This is a genomic window from Pseudomonas sp. LG1D9, from assembly GCF_002949995.1.
GTDB lineage: Bacteria > Pseudomonadota > Gammaproteobacteria > Pseudomonadales > Pseudomonadaceae > Aquipseudomonas > Aquipseudomonas proteolytica.
In genome coordinates this window covers 5,745,693-5,768,854 of the sequence record NZ_CP026881.1, presented here as the reverse complement: position 1 = coordinate 5,768,854, position 23,162 = coordinate 5,745,693, and the positions used below count along the sequence as shown (strand labels likewise).

The 23,162-nt window shown below is 62.5% G+C and carries 21 protein-coding genes; 1 reads left to right on the top strand and 20 read right to left on the bottom strand.

Annotated features, from left to right (window positions below; genetic code table 11):
* Positions 1 to 81 precede the first annotated feature (81 nt).
* The 16 genes from C5F71_RS26540 to C5F71_RS26465 all read right to left on the bottom strand — a co-directional run bounded on the left by C5F71_RS26540 (position 82) and on the right by C5F71_RS26465 (position 18,812).
* The gene (locus C5F71_RS26540; RefSeq protein WP_104912672.1) at positions 82 to 843 is read right to left on the bottom strand and encodes a PIG-L deacetylase family protein; all 762 of its coding nucleotides are present in this window, start codon (positions 841 to 843) and stop codon (positions 82 to 84) included.
* Between the two features lie 174 nt (positions 844 to 1,017).
* Complete coding sequence (locus tag C5F71_RS26535) at positions 1,018 to 1,677, bottom strand: glycosyltransferase family 2 protein (RefSeq protein ID WP_029291615.1); 660 nt, start codon at positions 1,675 to 1,677, stop codon at positions 1,018 to 1,020.
* Positions 1,674 to 2,273: an SAM-dependent methyltransferase gene (locus C5F71_RS26530; protein WP_104912408.1), complete on the bottom strand. Its 600-nt coding sequence runs from the start codon at positions 2,271 to 2,273 to the stop codon at positions 1,674 to 1,676. Before C5F71_RS26530 ends, C5F71_RS26535 begins: the two co-directional genes overlap by 4 nt.
* Positions 2,270 to 3,028, bottom strand: coding sequence for a PIG-L deacetylase family protein (locus tag C5F71_RS26525; RefSeq protein WP_104912407.1), 759 nt, complete (start codon positions 3,026 to 3,028; stop codon positions 2,270 to 2,272). Before C5F71_RS26525 ends, C5F71_RS26530 begins: the two co-directional genes overlap by 4 nt.
* Positions 3,025 to 4,026, bottom strand: coding sequence for an acyl-CoA dehydrogenase family protein (locus C5F71_RS26520; RefSeq protein WP_104912406.1), 1,002 nt, complete (start codon positions 4,024 to 4,026; stop codon positions 3,025 to 3,027). The genes C5F71_RS26525 and C5F71_RS26520 overlap by 4 nt, the downstream gene beginning before the upstream one ends.
* Position 4,027: 1 nt before the next feature.
* On the bottom strand, positions 4,028 to 6,169 hold the full coding sequence (gene glgX, locus C5F71_RS26515; protein WP_029291626.1) for a glycogen debranching protein GlgX: 2,142 nt from the start codon (positions 6,167 to 6,169) through the stop codon (positions 4,028 to 4,030).
* A 116-nt stretch (positions 6,170 to 6,285) separates the two neighbouring features.
* Positions 6,286 to 6,516 carry a DUF2934 domain-containing protein gene (locus C5F71_RS26510; protein ID WP_104912405.1) on the bottom strand — a complete coding sequence of 77 codons (231 nt, stop codon included), beginning with the start codon at positions 6,514 to 6,516 and terminating at the stop codon, positions 6,286 to 6,288.
* Positions 6,517 to 6,539: 23 nt separating this feature from the next.
* Positions 6,540 to 9,287 carry a malto-oligosyltrehalose synthase gene (locus tag C5F71_RS26505; protein ID WP_104912404.1) on the bottom strand — a complete coding sequence of 916 codons (2,748 nt, stop codon included), beginning with the start codon at positions 9,285 to 9,287 and terminating at the stop codon, positions 6,540 to 6,542.
* On the bottom strand, positions 9,284 to 11,368 hold the full coding sequence (gene malQ, locus C5F71_RS26500) for a 4-alpha-glucanotransferase (protein WP_104912403.1): 2,085 nt from the start codon (positions 11,366 to 11,368) through the stop codon (positions 9,284 to 9,286). Before malQ ends, C5F71_RS26505 begins: the two co-directional genes overlap by 4 nt.
* Positions 11,365 to 13,122, bottom strand: coding sequence for a malto-oligosyltrehalose trehalohydrolase (gene treZ, locus C5F71_RS26495; protein ID WP_104912402.1), 1,758 nt, complete (start codon positions 13,120 to 13,122; stop codon positions 11,365 to 11,367). Before treZ ends, malQ begins: the two co-directional genes overlap by 4 nt.
* A gap of 14 nt (positions 13,123 to 13,136) precedes the next feature.
* Positions 13,137 to 14,696: a glycogen synthase GlgA gene (glgA, locus tag C5F71_RS26490; protein WP_070994839.1), complete on the bottom strand. Its 1,560-nt coding sequence runs from the start codon at positions 14,694 to 14,696 to the stop codon at positions 13,137 to 13,139.
* Between the two features lie 560 nt (positions 14,697 to 15,256).
* Positions 15,257 to 16,210, bottom strand: a complete 954-nt coding sequence (locus tag C5F71_RS26485; protein WP_104912401.1) for a D-2-hydroxyacid dehydrogenase family protein — start codon at positions 16,208 to 16,210, stop codon at positions 15,257 to 15,259.
* A gap of 26 nt (positions 16,211 to 16,236) precedes the next feature.
* On the bottom strand, positions 16,237 to 17,250 hold the full coding sequence (locus tag C5F71_RS26480) for an alpha/beta fold hydrolase (RefSeq protein ID WP_029291643.1): 1,014 nt from the start codon (positions 17,248 to 17,250) through the stop codon (positions 16,237 to 16,239).
* A gap of 64 nt (positions 17,251 to 17,314) precedes the next feature.
* Positions 17,315 to 17,746 (bottom strand): YqaA family protein, encoded by a 432-nt coding sequence (locus C5F71_RS26475; protein ID WP_104912400.1) that lies wholly within the window; start codon positions 17,744 to 17,746, stop codon positions 17,315 to 17,317.
* 3 nt (positions 17,747 to 17,749) lie between these two features.
* A complete protein-coding gene (locus tag C5F71_RS26470; protein WP_029291648.1) occupies positions 17,750 to 18,196 on the bottom strand; it encodes a DUF411 domain-containing protein in 447 nt (148 codons plus the stop codon).
* A 166-nt stretch (positions 18,197 to 18,362) separates the two neighbouring features.
* Complete coding sequence (locus C5F71_RS26465; protein ID WP_104912399.1) at positions 18,363 to 18,812, bottom strand: SRPBCC family protein; 450 nt, start codon at positions 18,810 to 18,812, stop codon at positions 18,363 to 18,365.
* Between the two features lie 226 nt (positions 18,813 to 19,038).
* Here C5F71_RS26465 and C5F71_RS26460 point away from each other — a divergent pair, with 226 nt between their 5' ends.
* Entirely contained in the window at positions 19,039 to 19,470 is a 432-nt protein-coding gene (locus tag C5F71_RS26460; RefSeq protein ID WP_158682905.1) for a hypothetical protein, read from the top strand.
* A 57-nt stretch (positions 19,471 to 19,527) separates the two neighbouring features.
* Here C5F71_RS26460 and C5F71_RS26455 read toward each other — a convergent pair whose 3' ends face one another.
* The 4 genes from C5F71_RS26455 to C5F71_RS28990 form a co-directional block, all read right to left on the bottom strand.
* Positions 19,528 to 20,679: an acyl-CoA dehydrogenase family protein gene (locus C5F71_RS26455; protein ID WP_104912397.1), complete on the bottom strand. Its 1,152-nt coding sequence runs from the start codon at positions 20,677 to 20,679 to the stop codon at positions 19,528 to 19,530.
* A 3-nt stretch (positions 20,680 to 20,682) separates the two neighbouring features.
* Positions 20,683 to 21,789 (bottom strand): enoyl-CoA hydratase/isomerase family protein, encoded by a 1,107-nt coding sequence (locus C5F71_RS26450; protein WP_104912396.1) that lies wholly within the window; start codon positions 21,787 to 21,789, stop codon positions 20,683 to 20,685.
* Positions 21,790 to 21,947: 158 nt separating this feature from the next.
* Complete coding sequence (locus C5F71_RS26445) at positions 21,948 to 22,652, bottom strand: HPP family protein (protein WP_029291657.1); 705 nt, start codon at positions 22,650 to 22,652, stop codon at positions 21,948 to 21,950.
* A gap of 224 nt (positions 22,653 to 22,876) precedes the next feature.
* Positions 22,877 to 23,095 carry a type VI secretion system contractile sheath small subunit gene (locus C5F71_RS28990; protein WP_133714315.1) on the bottom strand — a complete coding sequence of 73 codons (219 nt, stop codon included), beginning with the start codon at positions 23,093 to 23,095 and terminating at the stop codon, positions 22,877 to 22,879.
* Positions 23,096 to 23,162: the final 67 nt, after the last annotated feature.

Genomic DNA, 23,162 nt, shown 5'->3' with positions numbered 1-23,162 from the left:
CCTGAACCGGTGCAGTGCTTGTTCCACGTTAGCAACAGCCGCAAAGGGCCGCCACTGTCAGAATTAACAGGTACAGACCAGTTACAAGAACACAATCTCGTAGGGTTCGCGCATCCGCTCCAACAGCACCGGTGGCAGCATCGGCGCCAGGCCGATCAGCGGGTCGCCAAGCAGTTGACTGGCGTAGGCATGGGCGGCGTGGCGTTTGCGCGCCACACTCCAGGTGTCGAGGCGCACCTTGCGCGCGCACTGCCAGGGCATGCGCCCGGCTTCACGGGCGGGGCGATGCCAGGCCCAGATCGGCAATTCAAGAAGGCGCGCGCCAGTCAGCGCACAGGCAATGGCCGTGGCGCGGCCGACGGCGTCGTGGTCGGCATTGCCATCATTGCGCCAGGTGGTAAACACCACATCACCGGGTTGCAGGTAGCGGGCGATAAAGGGGCTCAATAGCTGTTCGCGAGCGGCCAGGTCGTTGTCGCAAAAACCGCCGCGAATCCACTTCAGGCTATGCAGGGGCAAGCCGAGGCGGCGCAGGGCCTCGACACTTTCCTGGGGGCGAAACACGCTCAGGCGCTGCGCCGACCATTGGTTGGAACCCGGATGACTGGCGCTACCGTCGGTGATCGAGATCAGCTTCAAGGGGTGGTCAAGGGCGCTGAGCAGTTGCAGCAAACCACCGCAGGCCAGCACTTCGTCGCCCGGGTGCGGGGCAACTACCACCACCCGCGAGCCGGCAGGCACCAGGAGGGAAGGGCTGATGGTGGGGATTTGTGCCAATTGTGGTGCGCTGTTCCAGATTTGCGCCGGCGCATGGCGACCGTCGTTGAGAGTGGCGGGTTTGATCAATGTCACATCCTTGTCCTGATGATGCAGGTCGTGCCCCGTGGACGGGTCGACTCTCCTTTTTTATCGCGCAGGCGCCAAGGCCTGTGCGGCACACGGGCAATCCGAATCCTGGATTGCCAAGCTTGAGTATTGTTCATCACCCGGATTTCGCCGGGCAAAGTTGCAACTTTTTCAGGAAGGCTGCATCAGGCCCTTCAAATAATCGCCAAAACCGCCCTGAGCGCGGCAGTCCAGCCGCGCACTGGTGATGACCTGGGGCGCATGGCTCCAGGCAATGGTTGCGCCGCATCGCTCCAGTTGGCGCACCAGTTGCACATCTTCATGACAGGCCAGGGGTTCGAAGCCGCCGGCACGTACATAGGCACCGGCGCTGACGCCCAGGTTGGCCCCATGGATGTGCCGATGCCCGTCACAAGCCCGATAGGCCTGGTTGTAGCGGATCTGCGCGGCCTCATCGAAACCTTCGCTCCAGGCATCTACCGTGACCGTGCCGCATACCGCGTCCACGCCCAGGGCCAGTTGCGCCACCAGCCAATCACTCGCCACGCGGCTGTCGGCGTCGGTGCAGGAAATCCAGCGCGCACCCTGGTTCAATAGATGCCGTGCGCCTATTCCACGCACCTGGCCGACGTTGCGGGCCTCTACGTTCAGGCTGTGCACCCCGAATGCCTGGGCAATCTCGCTGCTGCGGTCGGTGCAGCTGTCGAGGACCACCAGGATCTGCACCTCTTCACCGAGCAAGCCCGGATGGCTGGCGGCGATCATCGCAGCCTTCAAGCACTCGGGCAGCAGCGCCTCTTCGTTGTGCACCGGGATCAGAATGCCGATCATCGCAGCCCCTCAAGGTGGGCGACCGAGGCGCTTTCGCGAGACCACAGGTCGAGTAGGAAATCACTGTCAGCCACTTGCGCCACGCGCGGCATGCCCAGGCGCTCGTGCAACAACTGGTGGACCTGTTCCGCCGTCTGCGGGCAGCCCTTGATAGGCGGGCGCCAGTGGCAGGCCAGCACCTGACCGTCGTGGGTCAACGCGGCCAGGGCCCGCTCGATCAACACGCACAGGTCATCCTGGTCGAGGTAATAGCACCACTCGCTGAGCACGATCAGTTCGAACCGGCCCTGCGGCCACTGTGCCGGCAAGCGGCTCTGGCACACCTGGGCGTGGGCAAAGCCCTGCAGGCGTGCCTGGGCCAAGGCCACCGCCTTGGCCGCGGTGTCGCAACACACCAGATGGTCACAGCGCGGCGCCAGTTCGGCGCTTAATTCGCCATTGGCGCAGCCGGGCTCGAAAATCGAGGTGTAGCGCGGTTTGCTCAGCAACCCCAGGGTCAAGGCCCGTTTGCGCTGCTCGTACCAGCGCTGGCGAAAGGCCCAAGGGTCGTCATTGTCGACAAACAGCTGATCGAAATAGGCGGTGGCAACACTCATACAAACACCACTTCAAAAGGTTGCAGTAGCCGCTCCAGTACATGGGGCGGCAACACGGGCGGCAAGTCGATCTGCGGATCACCCTCCAACTGGCTGGTGAACGCGTGCAGGGCGTGGCGCTTGCGCGCTACGGCAGCGGGCGTCAGGGCGATCTTGTGCGCACGGTGCCAGGGCACCCGCGGATCCTCTGGGGTTGCCCAGTGCCAGGTCCATACCGGCAACTCGATCAACTGCGCGCCTACGGCCCGGGCCGCCTGGGCACTGGCGCGGCCTACGGCTTCGTGGTCGCAATGGCCGTCTTCGCGCCACGTGGTGAACACCACGTCGTGGGGGTGCAAGTGTTGCTGGATAAATTCAACCAGTGCCGGTTCCCGCGCCTGTACCTGGCTGTCGGAAAAACCGCCACGCAGCCAGCTCAGCCGTTGCGGCGACCAGCCCAGGCGGTGCAGCGCCTCGGCCGACTCCTGGGGGCGCACCTCGCGTAAACGCTGGCGCGGCCAGCGGGCCGAGCCGGGGTGGCTGGCGCAACCATCGGTCACCGAGACCAGCAGCAACTCGCGGTCCAGTGCCGCCAAGCCTTGCAACAGGCCGCCACAGCCCAGTACTTCATCGTCTGGGTGGGGCGCGATAATCACCGCGCGACAGCCAGCAGGCACCAGTTGCGCGACGCTGATCAGGGGCAGGCCGGCGACCCGAGTGGAGCCTTGCCAGGCGCGCAGCGAGGTGCCTTGGCCGACAATCGGGTTGGCGTTCACAGCTGCCATGTCCCTGATGTTTGCTGCGACAGCTGCTGGCCGAGGGCCGCCAGGTCACGCTCGGCATGGCTTTGGCGCAAGTACACCGGCAAGTCGGCGATCAATCGGGCAAAGTGCGGATCCTGGCAATACGGCCCGGCGCCCATGGCCCGGCCAACGTGATGGATGACCTCGTTGGCCGTCGCCTCAATCACTGCTCGCGCCCGGCGGGCGAGCAGTTGGGCATTGGCCTGGGGTTGCTCATCGATCTGCCGCGCAGCGCTGCGCAACACCATGGCGCCAGCATGCAACGCCATGTCCACCGCGCCCAGGTGGGCCAGGGCATGGGGTTCTTCGCGGCGGCCACAGTGTTCGCGCAGGGCCTCGGCCAAACGTTGCGCCGCGCCGTACCAACAGGCGGCGATACCAACCCCGCCTTGCCAGAAACCCGGGCGTTGCAGGTAATCCCCTGGCCCGCCGACCGCTACTGCAACGGCGTTGTCGAAAACCACCTCGACACTTGCACAGGCTTGCATGCCCACGGCTCGCCAGCCGTCGCCGGTCACTTCGACACCCGGCTGAGCCATCGCCACCGCGACCAGCTGTTGGCGTTGCTGCTCATCCCAGGCAGTCAGTAATCCATGACTGACCACCGCAGCGCCGGAGCACCAGGCCTTGCGGCCCACCAACAGCAGTTGGCTGCCGGCGCGTCTGACCTGCACCCGGGCCGCCGGCGGTTCGGCGGCCCACATGCCCCAAGTGCTGCCCGCAGGCGGGGCCTGGCTGCCGAGTTCGGCCATGATTGCCAGCGCGTCAGTGTGCCCTTCGTACAACTTGCACAGGCTCAAATCGTGGCCGGCCACCTGGGCCAACTGGCTGAAACGCACCAGTGTCTGCCCGCCACCGGGGCGCGGCAACTGGTCCAGGCCAGCGTCCACCAGGGCCTTGAGGGTCAGGCCAAGGCCCTCGATCTCAGCCAGTGGGTGGCGGTTGAGTTGTAGAAAATCGTGCAATGCCATTTCACACCTCTTCCTCATGCTGCAGCTCGAACAGTAGCAGCGAGCGCCCGGTCACGGCATATTCGTGGTCAAAGTCAAAACGCTCCTGACCGCGTACGGCCGGCTGGTTGGTGTCGACCATGCAGGTCCAGAAGCCGCCATCCGGCACTTGGGGCAAACGGAAATTCACCAGGTCATGGTGCGCGTTCACCACCAGCAGCAGCGTAGCATCGGCCCCTGGCCGGCGAATCCCGGTTTCCTGGGCACGTCCGTCCATCAACATCCCCAGGCAACGGCCCTGGCTGTCTTCCCATTGTTCGATGGACATTTCGTTGCCATCGGGGGCCAGCCAGGTCACGTCCTTGACCCCGATGTCTTCGTTGTAGTCGCCCACCAGGAAGCGCCCGCGACGCAGGATGGGGTAGGCCAGGCGCAGCTTGATCAGGCGCTTGACGAACTTGAGCAAGGACTTGCCATCTTCATCCAGCTCCCAGTTGACCCAGCCTATTTCACTGTCCTGGCAATAGGCGTTGTTGTTGCCGTGCTGGGTGCGCGCGAATTCGTCCCCGGCCACCAGCATCGGCGTGCCCTGGGCCAGCAATAGGGTGGCGAAGAAGTTGCGCATCTGGCGCAGGCGCAGCGCGTTGATCTCGGGGTCTTCGGTGGGGCCTTCGACGCCGTGGTTCCATGACAGGTTGTTATTGCTGCCGTCCTGGTTGTTCTCGTCGTTGGCTTCGTTGTGCTTGTCGTTGTAGGACACCAGGTCGTGGAGGGTGAAGCCATCGTGGGCGGTGATGAAGTTCACCGAACTGTAGGGGCGGCGCCCGCGCTGGTTGAACATTTCGCCGGAAGCGGTCATGCGCCCGGCAAAGTCGGCCAGTTGCCCATCATCGCCTTTCCAGAACGCGCGCACGGTGTCGCGGAAACGGTCATTCCATTCCACCCAGCCTGGCGGGAAGTTGCCCACCTGGTAACCACCGGGGCCCACATCCCAGGGTTCGGCGATCATTTTCACCTGGCGCAGCACCGGGTCCTGCCGGCAGGCGACCAGGAAGCTGTGGCGCTCGTCGAAACCGTCGTGGTAGCGCCCGAGAATGGTCGCCAGGTCGAAGCGGAAACCATCCACATGCATTTCCGTGGCCCAGTAGCGCAGGGAGTCGGTGACCATTTGCAGCACGCAGGGGTGGCTCAGGTCCAGGGTGTTGCCGGTCCCGGAATCGTTGATGTAGAAGCGCTTGTCGTCGGGCATCAGGCGGTAGTAGGAGGCATTGTCGATACCGCGCATGGACAGCGTCGGGCCCTGCTCGTTGCCTTCGGCGGTGTGGTTGTAGACCACATCGAGGATCACCTCCAGCTTGGCTTCGTGCAGGTGCGCGACCATTTCCTTGAATTCGGCGATCTTGCCACTGGCCAGGTAGCGCGGGTCGGGGGCAAAGAAGGCGATGCTGTTGTAGCCCCAATAGTTGGTCATGCCTTTTTGCAACAGGTGCTGGTCATTGACGAAGGCGTGGATTGGCAGCAGCTCTACCGATGACACGCCCAGTTGGCGAATGTGCTTGAGCACGTCATCGACCATCAGCCCGGCGCAGGTGCCGCGCACCGCCTCAGGGACCGAAGGATGGCGCATGCTGATGCCGCGCAAGTGGGTCTCGTAGATGATCGTGCGATCCCAGGGCGTGCGCACCGGCTGGTCGTTGCCCCAGGTGTGGGCCGGGTCGATGACTTTGCATTTGGGCACGAAGGGCGCGCTGTCGCGCTCATCAAAGCTCAGGTCGGCATCCGGGTGGCCGATGGTGTAGCCAAACAGGGCTTCGGACCACTTGAGCTCGCCCACCAGTTGCTTGGCATAGGGGTCGATCAACAATTTGTGATGGTTGAAACGATGGCCATTGGCAGGATCGTAGGCGCCGTAGACGCGGTAGCCATAGATCAGCCCGGGGTGGGCGTCGGGCAAGTAGCCGTGGAACGTCTCGTCGGTGTATTCCGGCAGTTCGATGCGCTCCAGTTCTACTTCGCCGGTATCGTCGAACAGGCACAGCTCGACCTTGGTGGCATTGGCCGAGAACAGTGCGAAATTGACCCCCAGACCGTCCCAGGTCGCGCCGAGGGGGAAGGGCAAGCCTTCACGAATCCGCGATGGCTCGGTATCGGGTGTCTTGCTCATAGTGTTGCTCCTGCAAAGTTTTTCCGGGCCGAACGGGGCCGTGCTGACATCAGGTCAGATCAATCGTTGAGCTGTTTTGTAGGCGCCGGCGAGCCGGCTCCTACAGGAAGGTGGGGTCAGCCGACGGGCTTGCGTGGGGCTCGAGGCTTTTTGGCGGCGCCGGGTTTTTCCGCAGGCGGTTTTGCCTTGGCCGCCGGTTTGGCCTTGGGTTTGCTGGGTGTCAGGGCCTCGGCTTCGGCCAGTTTGCGGGCCATTTCCCAATGGCGGGCTTCCTGGCCTTCGGGCTTACCTTCGGACTCCCAGATCTGATACGCGAATTCACGGACGCGCTTGTCTTCGGTGCTCATCGCAATGCTCCTCACAGAAAATTTCAGCTTTCTTGATCGTCAGAATGGATAAAGACATTCACCGGGACATCCCCCAGGGCAGCGCTGATCAGTAGCTCCTTGTTGGGTGTGACTGCGCCTGTTTGCAAAAGTCCCTTCCAATTTTGCATCGTGGCGTCGAACGGTAATTTGATCCGGGTATCGCCCCAAACTTGCGCATCTACCCGGGGTTGGGCGCTGTTTTCAAGCAGGGCGTGGGTCCAGCGCGGCACCACCACCAACAGCCATTGGCCTTGATACTCGCGACTGAAAGCCACCACCCGCTGGGCATGCTTGCCCAGCACTTGCAGCGGCTCATAGCGGCCCCTGGCAAACAGCAACGGGTGGGCCTTGCGCAGGTTCAACACCTGGGCAATCAACGCCTGCTTCAGGTGCCCGTCACGCCAGCGCTCAAGCAAGGCGCCCGGTGCTGCCGCCAGGGCCCGTTGCCGGGCGCTGAAATCCACCGCCCGCCGGTTGTCCGGATCCACCAGGCTCAAGTCCCAGAATTCGTCGCCCTGGTACAGGTCCGGCACGCCGGGCACGGTGTTGCGCAGCAAGGATTGCGCCAGCCCGTTCAGGGCCCCGGCGGGGGCGATGGCCTCGGCGGCAGCGTGGATCGCCGTGCGCAAGGGCAGGCCGATCGGGTCGAGCAGCAGGCGTGTGAGGAACGCTTCGACACCCTGCTCGTAGAGGTCGTTGGGCGCACTCCAACTGCTGTGCAATTTGGCTTCGCGCAGGGCTTTTTGTTGCCATTGCCAGAGGCGTTGCTGGTAGTCGTCGATGTCGTGCAGGTCCAGGGGCCAACTGCCCAGCAGCACCTGGTAGAGGATCAACTCATCGCCGGCCGAAGGAATGCCCGGATCATCACGCAACGGCATGGCCAGCCGGCGCCAGTGCTGCACCTGCTCGACATACCACGGCGCACATTCACTGAGTACCGCCAGGCGCACGCGGCTGTCTTCGCCGCGCTTGTGGTCATGGGTGGCGGTGGCCAGCAGGTTATCGGGGAAGGTCTGCAGGCGTTGCTGGTTGGCGGCATGAAAGTCAGCCAGGGGCGCGCTGAACTGTTCGGTGCAAAAGCCTACGTCATTGCGCGAGAGCAATACCGCCGAGCGGTAGAAGGCGGTGTCTTCCACGGCCTTGGCGGCTGCTGGCGAGGTCAGTTGCTGGAAACGCACGCAGGCGTGCTTGAGGATCTTGCGCGGTTGCCCCACCGGACGCTCGCGCCAGGTTTGGCCACCGAGCCACTGTTGCAGGTAGTCGAGCACTGGCCAGTCGGCTTCGCTCAAGGTCCCTCGGGCGCCGGCCAGGGCCTGTTGGAACACGCTCTCGTCAGCGGCGTTGCGGCCACGGGCGCTGATATAGGTGCGGTACACCGGGAAGTGCACGACCAGCTCCTGCAATGCACGGCGGATCGCGCCCAGGGTCAGGTCGCGGCTCATCACGTCGGCGCGGGCTACTTGCAGCAGGGCCTGGGCCACGCTTTCAAAATCCCCGGCCAGGGAGCCGTTGAGGATCTGTTGCCGGGCCAGCCAGGCTTCCTCGATAAACGCCGAAGGCCGCTCAGTGGCCTCGCGCCAGAGCCGGGCCAAGGCTTCGAACCCCTGGGGGTCGTGCTGCACCAGCGACACCTGGTTCATGAACTCGTAGCCGGTGGTGCCATCTACCCGCCAGTCTTCGCGCAGGGTTTCGCCGGCGCCGAGGATCTTCTCGACAAAGATCGGCAAGTGGCGGTTTGGCGACAGTCCATCCACGCGCCGCCGCAACTTGCGGCAGTAACCCCGTGGATCGGCCAGGCCGTCGATATGGTCAATGCGCAGGCCGTCCACCAGGCCCTCACTGATCAGTTGGAAAATCTTGCTGTGGGTGGCCTCGAACACGGTGGTGCGCTCCACCCGCAGGCCGCCGAGCTCGTTGACGTCGAAAAAGCGCCGCCAGTTGATGTCATCCGCTGCCGTGCGCCAACTGGCCAAGCGATAGGCTTGCTGTTCGAGCAACTGATGCAGGCGGGCAAAACCTTGAGGTTGGCGCGCATCAAACACTTCCAGGGCCTGTTCGATGGCCGCCATGGTCAGTGGGTCCTGCGCGCGCTGCGCCAGTGCCTGTTTCAGGCTGGCGGCTTGAGGCCAGGCATCGGCCTGATACGCCAGGGCGCTGAAGCGGTCGGCCAGGTCTTTGAGGGGGGGATGGGCGCGCAGGATATCGCCGTAGTCACTGGGGCAGATCGGGAAGCGGTGTTCGTAGTGTTCGACAAAAAAACTGCCCTGGGCCGGGTCAAAACGCAGGGGCAGCGTACCGCTTTGCAAGGCTTCGCCGTAGTCGCTACCGAGGAAGGGCATCAACAGTTGGCCCTTGAGCAGGGGGTCCGGCGAGTGCCACTGGATATCGAAGAATTCGCTGTAGGGGCTCAGGCGCCCCCATTCCAGCAGGTCCAGCCACCAGGGGTTGTCGCTGCCGCCAACGGCCATGTGGTTGGACACGATATCCAGAATCAGGCCCATGTCGTGTGCGCGCAAGGCCGCCACCAGGCGACGTAGCGCCGGTTCGCCGCCGAGCTCGGGGTTGACCGTGGTTGGGTCGACGACATCGTAACCATGCATCGAGCCGGCGCGGGCCTTGAGCAAGGGCGAGGCGTACAGGTGGCTGATGCCCAGGCTGGCGAAATAGGGCACCAGCGGCACCGCATCATCGAGGGTAAAGCCCTTATGGAATTGCAGGCGTTGGGTGGCCCGTAGCAAGACGGCGTTCATCGGTCACGCTCGAAGGCCTGATTGCGCGCCACCGCCAGCAACTCCAGGCGGCGGGCGGCGTTCTCATTGTCGAGCAATTGCGCAGCGTCCCCCGGCAGGCGCCGGCGCCAATTGGGATGGGTATCGATGGTGCCGGGCAGGTTGGCTTGTTCTTCGACGCCCAGGGCGTCTTCCAGGGGCAGTATGACCAGCGGTGCGCGGGTGTGGCCGAGGTAACGCACGCTGGCATCGAGTATATGGTCGGTTTCGTTGCGCCACTCATCGCGAAAATTCTGCGGGTCTTGCGCCAGGGCCCGGCGCAGAGCCTCGCGCTCACCCTGGCGGTGCTCGCTCCATTGCTCCACGGTGGGCGCATCGATCAGCCCCAGTTGCACATTCCAGTCGATATCGCGGCTGTGCCACCAGCCGTTGAGTGTCGGCAGGTCATGGGTGCTGGTGGTGGCCAGGGCGTTGTCCGGCCAGTCGAGGATCGGCGTGAAGCACCCGCCATGGTCCTGTTCAAACAACAGCACGCGCATGCCAAGCATGGCGCGGGCGCTGAGTTTTTCCCGCAGGCCATCGGGCACCGTGCCCAGGTCTTCGCCCAGCACAATCGCCTGGTGCCGGCTGGATTCCAGGGCCAGCAGGCGCAGCAGGTCATCCACCGGGTAATACAGGTACGCGCCTTGTTTGGGCGAGGCGTCCTTGGGGATGACCCACAGCCGTTGCAGGCCCATCACATGGTCGATACGCAAACCGCCGGCATGGGCGAAGTTGGCCCGCAGCATTTCGATGAACGCCCGGAAACCATTGCGTTTGAGGCCTTCGGGGGAGAACGCGGAGATGCCCCAGCCTTGGCCAGCACGGTTGAGGATATCCGGTGGCGCACCCACGGTCAGGTCGGCCAGCAGTTCATCCTGACGGCTCCAGGCCTGGCTGCCGCCGCCATCGGCGCCCACGGCCAGGTCGGCAATCAGGCCGATGCCCATGCCACTGCCGCGTGCGGCTTGTTGTGCGCGCTCGAGGCAGCGGGCGATCAACCATTGGTTGAAGGCATAAAAACCAATGGCTTCGGCCTGTTCGGCGGCGAAGTGTGCCAGCGCGGCGCTGCCCGGGTCGCGCCAGTCCTCGGGCCACTGGCGCCAGTCGAGGCTTTCACCGTTGGCGGCGCGCGCGGCTTGCACGGCTTCAAAGCGGCAGTGGTTTTCCAGGGCCTCGCCACCGGCCTGACGGAAACTCATGAAGTCAGCCTGCTGCGGGTGTTCACCCTGGCGGAAATCCTCGTACAGCGCCCGCAGCAAGCGTTGCTTGGCCTTGGCGGCGGCGGGCCAGTCGATCAGGCTTTGTTGTTCCAGCTCTAGCAGTTCATCGGCCAGCCCGGTGGACTCGATGGCGCTGCGCAGTGCGCGCTCGCCGAGGATGCAACCGGGAGAGGCATACAAGCTATTGAGGAACAGGCGGCTGGACGGTGAATAAGGGCTGAAATGCTCGGTATCGGCACTGAACATTGCGTGCATCGGGCTGATCGCCAGGGCGTCGACGCCCCGTTCCGCGGCAGCGCGAGCCAGTTGTTCCAGGGCCTGGGTGTCACCGAACCCACCATCGCCGGCGCGGCGCAAGGCATATAGCTGGGCACTCAGGCCCCAGGCGCGGGCGGGCTGGCTATCCACTGCCTCGGCAACGCTGAAACACTGATGGGGGGCAACGGCCAGGGTGAAGGACTGGTCGGCGATCTGCACTCGGTGGTAGCCCACGGGCAGGACGCCGGGCAGGCTGGCGTCGGCATCCAGCGCCAGGCCTTGGGTGCTGCCGTCCTCCAGGTGAACCTGGCATGCCGTACCAGGGGCAAAGTAGGCGGCCAGGTCAAGACCGGTGCCCACGTCCACGGTCAACAGCGGCGCCAGGTGCCTGTCTTGCTGCACCCGCTCCAGTTCTTGCAGGCTGGCGGCGATGGCCGCGTCGGTGTCGGCGGGGTGGCCGAGGCCTTGGAGCACGGCGCGCAACGCGTCGGCGCTGACATGCTGCGGGCGGCCGTTGGCGTCGATCCAGTCCACCGCCAGGCCCGCACGGCTGGCGAGTATTTCCAATTGCGCTTCGCTCAAGAGTGCTCTCCAACAGATGATGAGGTGTCACCCGGCGTCAGGCTGACGCGGGCAGAGAAGGGCGTAAGTGACTTAAGGTCGCTGCTGGTGCTGAACAGTTCGCGGAGGCCGGCCGGGTGATGCAGGGTGGCCGAGCTCAGGTTGAGATCGATCTGCAATAGGCTGCCGTTACCCAGGCGCCAACGTGCAGACACCGCGCCCTGGCCCAGGATTTGCGCGCCGAGGGCAGTGCTGCCGGGCAGGTGGGGCACGATATGCTGTTGGCGCAAGCCCAGCAGTTGGCGGTACAGCGCGGCCGGCGCCTGGGTAAATTGCGGAATAGAGCGCTCAAAGGTCTGCGGCGCGTTGGGGTCGGGAATCTGCGCGCGGCGTGCGGGGTCACTGAAGGCGGCGAAGTCAGCAAATTCATTGCGTCGGCCTTCGCGCACGGCCTCGGCCAGTTCGCCGTGATGGTCGGTGAAGAACAGAAACGGCTGTTCGGCGTTGACTTCATCGCCCATGAACAGCAGCGGGATCATCGGCGACATCAATAACAGCGTGGTCGCCGCCTGCAACGCCTGGGGCGAACACAGTTGGTGCAGGCGCTCACCGAGGGCGCGGTTGCCGATCTGGTCGTGATTCTGCAAAAACAGCACAAAGGCGCTGGGCGGCAAATGAGCGCTGGGCTCGCCGCGCCGTGTGCCGTGGCGGGTGGTCTCGCCCTGATACACAAAGCCTTCGCCCAGGCAGCGGGCGAGTTTGGCGGTGGGATCATCGGCAAAATCGGCGTAGTAGGCGTCGGTCTCGCCGGTCAACAGCACATGCAGGGCGTTATGCCCGTCATCGTTCCATTGCGCATCGAAGCCCTGCTGTAACAGGTCGGCCTGGTTGAATTCGTTTTCCAGTACCAGCCACACGTGGCGCCCGGGCTGTACCTGCTCACGCACCCGTTGCGCCAGCTCCTTGAGGAACGCCGGCTCGTTGATGGCATGCACCGCGTCCAGGCGCAGGCCGTCGAAGCGGTATTCGTTGAGCCACATCAGGGCGTTATCGATAAAGAAGTCGCGCACTTCGCGGCGGCGAAAGTCGATCCCGGCGCCCCAGGGGGTGTGGCTGTCTTCGCGGAAAAAGCCTTTGGCATACTGGCCCAGGTAATTGCCATCGGGGCCAAAGTGGTTGTAGACCACATCGAGAACCACCGCCAGGCCATGCTCGTGGGCCGTGTCGATCAGGTGTTGCAACTGCTCGGGGGTGCCCAGGGATGCCTGCGGTGCGTAGGGCAAGACCCCGTCGTAGCCCCAGTTGCGCTCGCCGGGGCACTGGGCCAAGGGCATCAGCTCGATGGCGGTAACGCCCAACTCTGCCAGGCGTGGCAGGTGCTGCTCCACTGCGGCGTAACCACCCAGTATCCCCACATGCAGTTCGTAGATCACCGCTTCATGCCAGGGCCGGCCTTGCCAGGTGGCGTGGCGCCAAGGGTAGGCCAGGGGATCGACCACCACGCTGTCGCCATGCACGTCGGCATGTTGCAGGCGTGAGGCAGGGTCCGGCACCTTCTGCTCACCATCAATGGTGTAGTGGTAGCGGGTGCCGGCCCCACAGCGTACATGGGCGACAAACCAGCCCTCTGCCTGGGGCAGCATGGGCACTGACTGACCATTGTGCAGCTCGACGCTGACATCAGACGCGTCAGGCGCCCACAGGGCGAAGCGGGTATGTTGCGCATCCTGCATGATCGCGCCGTGGGGCCATGTTTCCAGAGTCCGTAACGGCATCTATCCCAACCTCTTTATGCTTTCCCTGATTTTCCCAGCGCTTTCGCTACCAGTTGTTCGTAAAGTTCGGCGTAGGGTTCCACCGCCTGGCACCAGTTGAACGGCGCGGCCATGGCCCTGCAGCGCATGGCGTTGAGCAGGCCGGGGAAGGCAAACACCTTGAAGGCGCGGGCGAGGGCGGCTTCGTAGCTCTGCACGGTGGACTCGTCGAACAAAAAGCCGGTCACGCCGTCTTCGATGGTGTCTGCCAGGCCGCCGGTATTACGCGCCACCGGCAACGAGCCGAAGCGCTGGGCGTACATCTGGCTCAGGCCGCAGGGCTCGTAGCGTGAGGGCATCAACAAAAAGTCGCTGCCGGCAAACATGCGGCGGGCATCGGTTTCGTTGAAGCCGATCCGCACCCCGATGCGCCCGGGGAACCGCAGGGCCAGGGCGCGCATGGCCTGTTCTTCTTCCGGCTCGCCACGGCCGATAATTGCGATCTGCCCGCCGTTTTCCACGATAAAGCCGGCGACCGCTTCCGTCAGGTCCAGGCCTTTCTGGTACACCAGGCGCGACACTACGGCGAACAGGGGGCCGGTGGACTCGTCCAGGCCGAACAACTTGCGCACGTGGCTGGCGTTGACCGCCTTGCCTTGCCAATCGCCGATATTGAACGGGTGATCCAGGTGCGGGTCGGTGGACGACTCCCAGCTTTCATCGATGCCGTTGGGAATACCACTGAGCAGGCCTTGCTGGGTCTTGCTGGCAAGGAAGCCATCCAGGCCGCAACCGAACTCGGGGGTGGTGATCTCCCGGGCGTAGGTGGCGCTGACCGTGGTGATATGGCTGGAATAAGCCATGCCGGCCTTGAGGAAGGACATCTTGCCGTAGAACTCCATGCCCTCCTGTTGCAAGGCATGTTCGGGAATCCCTAGCTCCGGGCACGAGGCCAGGCTCACCACACCCTGGTAAGCCAGGTTATGAATGGTGAACAGGGTGGGGGTGCGTGACCCACGCCAGTGCATATAGGCTGGCGCCAGGCCAGCCGGCCAGTCATGGGCGTGCACCAGGTCCGGGCACCAGTGGATTTGCGCGAGGTTGGCGGCAATATCGGCGGCGGCCAGGCCCAGGCGGGCGAAGCGGATATGGTTGTCAGGCCAGTCGCGACCGTTGTTGGCGCCATAGGGCGTGCCTTCACGCTCGTACAGTTCGGGGCAGATCAGTACATAGATGACCAGGCCATCCTTGAGGTCCATGCGCCCGATCTTGCACGGCGGCAGCGCGGCATGGCCGCCCAGTTCGCCGATGATATGGATCGGGTTGTCGCTGTCGAGCACCTGGCGGTAGCCGGGAATCAACACCCGTACATCGTGCAGGTGCGCCATGGCACGGGGCAAGGCGGCGGACACATCTCCCAGGCCACCGGTTTTCACCAGGTCGGCCAGTTCCGAGGTCACAAACAGGACTTTCTTGCGATTGGGGTTTTGAGACGAGACCGGCCGCACTGCGCCGGGAAGGTCAACCAAGGCGGTTGGCCCATCGACCGGCTGACTGAAACGCTGTCCCTGAATTCCCGAAGCGGCACTGATCATAATTATTCTCTCCCATGTGTTGGTCAGCTGAGGGCCTGGCGCCCTCAGCGAAAGTCAACCGCGTCCTGCGGTCACGCGCACTAGCACTGCACAGACTGGCAAGGCTTATGCCAATTGCACCGAACTGATAAATAGATTGGATGGGCGGACGTCCGGCTGGCGCCGGTGGCGTGCGTCCTACCTTAAACCTGACCTACGGCAGAGTTGGAAAGTTTCGATTTATTGCGGGGGCTTTTGTTCTGATCGTGACCCATCGGTCATGAGTCTAGGACAGAGCCCAGAGCCTGCAAGGGTTGTAGGAAAATTTTGTAGGACAATTATATTTTTCAGCCAGGCGCTCCCCTTGTAGAAGCTGGCTTGCCGGCGATGGCGGCCTTGAGAAATGCCGCGTTGCCCAGGGCCTCATCGCCGGCAAGCCGGCTCCTACGGGGCGAGTGCCTTTTTGTGGGGCGTCGGGGCTGGGCTGCTCGATAGGAGTGCAGCCGGCTACTTAAAGTGATTTGTTAAGAGTTGATATCTATATAGATCAATGCTTTATACGCAATACGTGAAGTAAATAATCAGATAAGGCTGCGCAAGGTCTGCCCACTGGCCCACGCCTGGATGTCTTCGATCATCTGCCCATAGAACTGCCGGTAGTTCTGCTCGCTGACATAACCCACATGGGGCGTCGCCAGGACATTGGGCAGATGGCGAAACGGGTGATCGACCGGCAACGGCTCCTGGCCGAACACATCCAGGGCCGCGCCCGCCAATCGCCCATGGCGCAGCGCATCGACCAACGCCGCCTCATCGACGATCGGCCCCCGTGCGGTGTTGACCAGTCGCGCATCGGGTTTCATCCAGCCCAGGGCCTGGGCATCCACCAGGCCACGGCTGCGTTCGCTGAGTACCAAGTGAATCGACAGTACATCGGCCTGCTCGAACAGTTCGCGCTTGCTGACCCAGGTCACACCCACTGCGGCGGCTCGCTCTGCGGTGAGGTTTTCACTCCACGCGATCACCGACATACCAAACACCTGGCCAAACTGCGCCACCCGCTGGCCGATGCTGCCCAACCCGAGGATGCCCAGGGTCTTGCCATGCAGATCGCCGCCCAGCCCTTGCTGCCACTGGCCGGCGCGCAGGGAGTTCGCTTCGGCCAGCAGATTGCGGGTGGATGCCATGATCAATGCCCAGGTCAGCTCGGGCGCCGCGTGTTTGTAGCTGTCGGTACCGCACACCTGGATGCCCAGGGCCTTGGCGGCGACAAGGTCGATGGAGGCATTGCGCATGCCGCCGGTAACCAGCAATTTAAGGGCCGGCAGCCCCTGCAACAGCGCCTTGTCGAAGGTTGTGCGCTCACGCATCAGGCAAATCACCTCAAAACCCTGCAAACGCTCGATCAGGGTCGCGGTGTCGGCGGGATAGTCATGCAGGAAGTGCACCTTGCCGATCGCTTGCAGGGCGGACCAATCCACAACGCCACGTGCCACATTTTGCCAATCGTCAATGACTGCGATCTGTACTGACATACACACCTGCCTCGGGTTAAGTGGAATTAGAGCGCCTTGAGTCCTTGCAACAGCGCCTGGTGAAAGCGCGCGGGTTCTTCCATCTGCGGGGCATGGCCCAGGCCTGGGAACTCCACCAGCGTTGAATGGGGAATGAGCTTGGCCACCTGCTTGCCCAGTTCGTTGTAGCGGCCGATCCTGGCCTTGACCTCGGGCGGTGCGTTATCACTCCCGATGGCGGTGATATCAGACGTACCAATCAGCAGCAGGGTGGGCATCTGCAGGTCCTTGAACTCGTAGTACACCGGCTGGGTGAAGATCATGTCGTAAATCAACGCCGAGTTCCACGCCACCCGTTTGTGGCCAGGGCCCTGGTTCAAGCCGACAAGCATGTCGACCCAGCGCTCGTATTCCGGCTTCCAGCGCCCGTCGTAGTAGGTCTTGCGCTCATAATCACGCACGCCGTCGGCATTCAGTTTCAACTCGCGCTCATACCATTGGTCGACGCTGCGATAGGGCACGCCCAGGGCTTTCCAGTCCTCCAGGCCGATCGGGTTGACCAGCGCCAGTTGCTCGGTTTGCGTGGGGTAGAGCAGGGCGTAGCGGGTAGCCAGCATGCCACCGGTGGAATGGCCAACAAGGGTGGCCGTGGAGATACCGAGCTTTTGCAGCAACTGATGAGTGTTGATTGCCAACTGCTGGAAGCTGTACTGATAGTGCTCAGGCTTGCTGGAGGTGCAGAAGCCGATCTGGTCCGGCGCGATCACCCGGTAGCCGGCTTCGCTCAGGGCCTTGATCGACGCCTCCCAGGTCGCGCCGCAGAAGTTCTTGCCGTGCATCAACACCACATTGCGGCCATTGGCAGGGCTTTTGGCGGGCACGTCCATATAACCCATTTGCACGGATTGGCCCTGGGACTGGAAGTCGAAATGTTCCACCGGATAGGGGTACTGGAACCCTTGCAACTGCGGGCCATAGCTTGGGCTTTGCGTGGCTGCCAAGGCAGGCAGGGCGCAAGCGGCCAGCAGACCGGTAAGGACAAACGAGCGTGTCAATGGCATGAGAAAGCTCCAGGGGCGATGCTCCCGGATGCTGTGGCGGGTGGATTAAGCGGGGATTAACCTGTTACATCCAGTGCAGCGTCAGCATTGCCACCACGGCATAACGAGCCGCCTTGGCCAGGCTGACGATTAACAAAAACCGCCACAGCGGCTCCTTCATCACCCCAGCCACCAGGGTCAGTGGATCGCCAATGATCGGCAGCCAACTGAGCAGCAGTGACCAATGCCCCCAGCGTCGATAGTGGCGACGGGACTTCTCCAGCTGCGCGGCGCTCACTGGAAACCAGCGACGGTCCTTGAACAGTTCCACCGAGCGGCCTAGTAACCAGTTGACCCAGGAGCCCAACACGTTGCCCAGGGTCGCGATCCCCAGCAGCAGCCCTACCGAGTAGCTGTCATTGAGCAGCAGCGCGACCAGCACTGCTTCCGATTGCAGCGGCAACAGAGTGGCCGCCCCAAACGCGCTGAAAAACAGCCCCGCATAGCCTGCAAGCATTGCTCAGTGAGCCGGGTATTCGGCTACCACCACATCTTTGCCGGCACGGGTCAGGCCAATGACTTGATAGGCGTCGCTCATCCCATCCATTTCCATGCCTGGCGAGCCCATGGGCATGCCCGGTGCGGCGATGCCCAGCAGGTCATCACGTTTGCGCAGGGCCAGTACCTGATCGGCGGGTACGTGGCCTTCGACGAATTTGCCGTCGATCACGGCGGTATGGCAAGACGCCAGGCGGGGTGCTACGCCCAGCCGCTGTTTGACCGAGCTCATGTCGGCTTCAACATGGTCGTTGACCTTGAAGCCGTTGCTTTCGAGGTGGCTGATCCATTTTTTGCAGCAGCCGCAATTGGCATCACGGTGCACGTCAATCGGGATCAGTTCGGCGGCCTGGGCCAGGGTGGTCATGAACAGGGCGGACAGTAAAGTCAGGCGCAGGGTGGTTTTCATCGACAGGTCCCATGGGTTACGGAGTGCGCAAAGAGGGCGCATTGTCCGCGCTTTTACGAATCAGGTGAGGTGGTTATGTTTCGAAATTATACGAGCACGCCACAACCCCGAAGCTTATCGTCCGCAGCTTTCAGCAAACTGAGAGGAAGATGACAAATTTGTCAGTTCAGGATGATTCCAGGCGCTGCTTGAGCTGGTCCATGGCCTGATTCGACAGCTCTACCATGCGCGCTTCCAAGGTGTTGAGCTTCAGTTCGGTCTCGTAGCTGAACACGCGAGTGAACAAGGTGCCGCTGCCGCGAGGTTTTAGATAGTAGTGAATGCAGCCATCTACCGCGAGCGAGGTAAAAACCGTCTTGAACTCCCGCGGCGGCTCGGCAATCTGCACCCGGTAGCTCATGGGCACACGCACCCCGAGCAAGTCGATCATCTCGGTAAACCGCTGGCCGGCAGGCAGCGAGCCGCTGGTGCCGGTGTCGGCGCTCAGGGATGTGGGGTGCCATTCGTGCCAGCGGTCCGGTTGGGTGACGTAGTCGTAGACGGCTTCGATGGGGGCTTGGATATAGCGTTCCTGGCTAATCTGCCTGACGTGGGCCTGGTGCTCGACAGCGTTCATGACACACCTCCTGTGTGGTGAGACGGAGCATTAGGAGCTGTCAGAATAGTCGTACTTGGCGACAGTGCGCGCAAAGATGTGTCGCCGATTGAAGCCTGTGTGAGTAAGCCGAAATTAAAAATGCCCCGTTTAGACTGTTATATCTGACAGGTTCTTTTTTTTGAGTTTCGCTCTCTAATGATCAGGCTCCTCCCATTAACTTAGCAATCATGAAATGGTGAAGAAAATGCCTAGTGACGCGCGCGTAGAAATTAAGAACGGTGACGTTAAATCGACTGGAAGGATGGAGGGTGACATTTCAATCAGTGATTCTGATTCTAAGAGCAGCTACTACTTCAGGTCGAATAGCGTTAATTACGTCAACAGTCGTTCAGCCCTCCAAGTAATGGGCATACAGGGGGAATCAGAGAAAAGTACAATTATCGCAGCAGATTTAACGCCGGGAACGCCTTCGGGCTCCTATAAATTTGGAGGGAGTGAAATCACCAGCCTGAGCTATTCCCCGCCGCGTGGAGAACTTTTATGGAAGGTGACAGATGGCGGGATCATTATCACATTTGATGAAGATGGGAAACGTGCTCACGGAGCCTTGCAAATTATCGCCAAGCGTGGAACACAAACTCTAGAAGCGTTTGTGAGTTTCGATGTCAGAAATTAATCAAAGGCCTACTGAGTGATGAATGTTCCCGATCAAGAGAACAATCATCACTTTTGATCAGATCTGATAGTTCTTCAATTCCCGGGCAATCACCAGCCGTTGGATCTCACTGGTTCCCTCATAGATCTGGGTGATCCGCGCATCGCGGTAGTAGCGTTCCACCGGATAGTCTTCCAGGTAGCCATAGCCACCATGGATCTGCATGGCCGAAGAACAGACCTTCTCGGCCATTTCCGAAGCGAACAGCTTGGCCTGGGACGCTTCGGACAGGCACGGCTTGCCGGCACTGCGCAAACGGGCGGCATGCAGGATCAGCAGGCGCGCGGCATTGAGGCGGGTCTGCATGTCGGCCAGCAGGTTGGCCACGCTCTGGTGCTCAATAATGGCCTTGTCAAACTGCACCCGGTCACGGGCGTAGGCCAACGCGGCTTCAAAGGCCGCGCGAGCGATGCCCAGGGCCTGGGCGGCGATGCCGATGCGCCCACCTTCCAGGTTGGAGAGGGCAATGGCCAGGCCCTTGCCGCGTTCGCCCAGCAGGTTGGCTTCGGGGATGCTGCACTGGTTGAGGGTCACCGCGCAGGTGTCGGAGGCGCGGATGCCCATCTTGTGTTCCGTGCGGTCCACGGTAAAGCCGGGCGTATCAGTGGGCACCAGGAACGCCGAAATACCTTTCTTGCCCAACTCCGGGTCGGTGACCGCAAACACGATTGCCAACTTGGCGCGCTTGCCGTTGCTGACAAACTGTTTGGCGCCGTTGATCACCCACTGGCCATCGCGCAGTTCGGCGCGGGTGCGCAAGTTGTGGGCTTCGGAACCGGCCTGGGGTTCGGTCAGGCAGAAGCAACCGAGGGCCTGGCCACTGGCGAGTTCGGCCAGCCAGGTCTCTTTCTGTGCGGGTGTGCCGTAGTTGAGGATAGGGCCGCAACCCACTGAATTATGGATACTCATCAGCGCGCCTACCGCACCGTCACCCGCAGAAATCTCCTCCACGGCCAAGGCGTAGGCCACGTAGTCGACGTAGGTGCCACCCCATTCTTCCGGCACCACCATACCCAGCAGGCCCAGTTCACCCATCTTGGCCACCAGGGCGTCATCGATCCAGCCGGCTTTCTCCCAGGCCTGGGCATGGGGGGCGATTTCACCACGGGCAAAGTCGCGCGCCATGTCGCGAATCATTACCTGTTCTTCTGTAAATTCAATATCTTGCATCAGTTATCTCCCGCTCTTTGCGAAGTCTTGGAAGAAGCTGTCGACGTGGCTCTGGTCCAGTGCCGCTAACGTTGGCGGGTTCCAGCGCGGGGATTTGTCCTTGTCGATCAACAGCGCACGCACGCCTTCGATCAGGTCGCCACGGGCAAACCACTGGCGGTCCAGGTGCAGTTCCAGAGCAAAGCAGTCCTCCAGCGCCAGGTGCCGGCCACGTCGCAGCATCTGCAGGGTGACGGCCATGGCCAAGGGCGAGCGAGTCTGCATCAACTGGGCGGTAGTCACGGCCCATTCATGGCTGTCGGCGACGGTCACTTGCTGCAACTGCTCGACAATGCTCGGCACGTCCGGCTGGGCAAAGAAGTGATCGATGGCCGGGCGCAGGGCCGCCAGCGGCGCATCCGGCAGTTGTCGCACCGCAAGCTTGGCCAGCAGGCCTTGCAGATCCTTGAGCGGTGAGTCTTGCCACTGCAGGTGGTCGAGTTTCTGATCCAGTTCGGCCAACCTGGCGCTGTCCAGGTACCAGTCGGCGAGCCCGCAATACAGGGCGTCGGCTGCGCGGATCTGCACCCCGGTCACGCCCAGGTAAATCCCCAGCTCACCGGGAATGCGCGGCAGGAAATAGCTGCCGCCTACATCCGGGAAATAACCGATGGCCACTTCCGGCATGGCCAGGCGACTGCGCTCGGTCACCACCCGCAGGTCGGCCCCCTGGACCAGGCCCATGCCACCGCCCAGGACAAAGCCGTCCATCAGGGCAAGGACCGGTTTGCGGTAGTGATGAATGGCCAGGTCGAGGGCGTATTCTTCGACGAAGAAGGCTTCATGCAGCGTGTCGCCGCTCTTGAAACTGTCGTACAGCGAGCGGATATCGCCCCCGGCGCAGAAGGCCTTTTCACCGGCGCCGCGCAGAACCACCGCGTGCACCTGGGGATCAGCGGCCCAGGCGTGCAAATGCGCCGACAGGCTGCGGACCATGTCCAGGGTGATGGCGTTGAGGCCGGCGGGGCGGTTGAGGGTCAGGTGGCCGATATGGTTGCGTACCTCGGCCAGGACGCTGTCCTGGGGGGACTCGGTGCTGCATGTCGCCTGGGACTGAGCCTGAGCAGTCATCTGTAACTCCCTGCTTTTATTGTTCTTTATCAAAATGTTCGCGGACGAACCATCACCGGATCGTACCAGTGCAAATTTGCCCAGTACAACCCGGAATCCTGCAGGTCATCTTTGCATTTATGCAGGGGGTGTTCGATAAAAAACCAGGGCAGGCGTGCTTAGACCCGACTGGCCAGTACTTGGCCAATGCTGCGGCGGCGAGCGTGGTCTTCGGCGATATGGATCAGCTCTTCGAGCTCAGTGGGGGTGACGTCGAAAAACTGCTCCATTTGCGCCAGCGCTTGCTCCAGGTCCACAGCGGTGATTTTTGGATCTACCTGCGGCGCCGCAGACGGCACCATGACCGGCGCTTCGGCTGGGCCCTTGGGGTAGCGGGTGCGCGTCAGGTTGTTATAGGCCAGGGCCGAGAGCAACAACGTGGCGGCGCCCAACATGACCGGCGCGACTTCCTGCCAGCCCAGGGCGATGGTGGCCGGGTCCGCCAGCACCAGGGTCATCGCCAGGCCCCCCGAAGGCGGGTGCAGGCAGCGCAGCCAGCACATCAGGATCAAGGCCATGCCTGCTGCGAGGCAGGCGCTGCCCAGGGTGCGCCCCAATACGCGGGCCACCAGCAAAGCCACCACAGTGGCGCACAGGTAGCTGCCAATGATCGACCACGGTTGGGCGAGGGCACCCGATGACACGGCAAATAACAGCACGGCGGAGGCGCCCAGCGGGCCCAACAGGTGCATGGCCACTTCCAGGCCATACACCTGGGAGCAGAGCCATACGGTCAATAGAGTGCCCAGGGCCATGCCGATGGCGGCACGGCTCCATTCGGCGGGGCGGGTGTTGATGGCAGCGGGTAACCAGCGAGCGAGCATTGCGGGGCAGTCCAATCTTGAAAGGCGATCACAAAACAATGCCGCTCAGCTACACCTGCAGGTTTGTGCAGAACTGAGTGACATCGGGCAAAAAAAGGGCTTTGCGGTTTGCCGCAAAGCCCTTCGAAAGTTCCAACATTTGGGGGAGGAACCGGCGCAGTGTGCCGTTCAAACAAAACTGTCGCAAATGCATATTAATGCAGCTTAAGTGCAGTAATTTTGCATCAAAACCGCTCAAGCCCCGGGCTCACCTTGCCCAGTACGCGGTCGTGGTTGGCGCTGCTGTTCAGCGACTGCTGCACGCTTTCCCGCAACCGTGGGTCGCTGGCCAAGGGCCCCTTGAGGGCGACAAGGGCGTCGCGCAGCCCCATTAGCCGAGCCAGGGTGGGCAGGGGGATATAGCCGACGTGTACCGGCTCGATAGGCAATGACTCGTCAGGCACGGCAGCGGTCCTCTGAGGGGTGTTTTTGAACGCAGGCGGTAACTAAATAGCGCAATGTGCGGCGAGT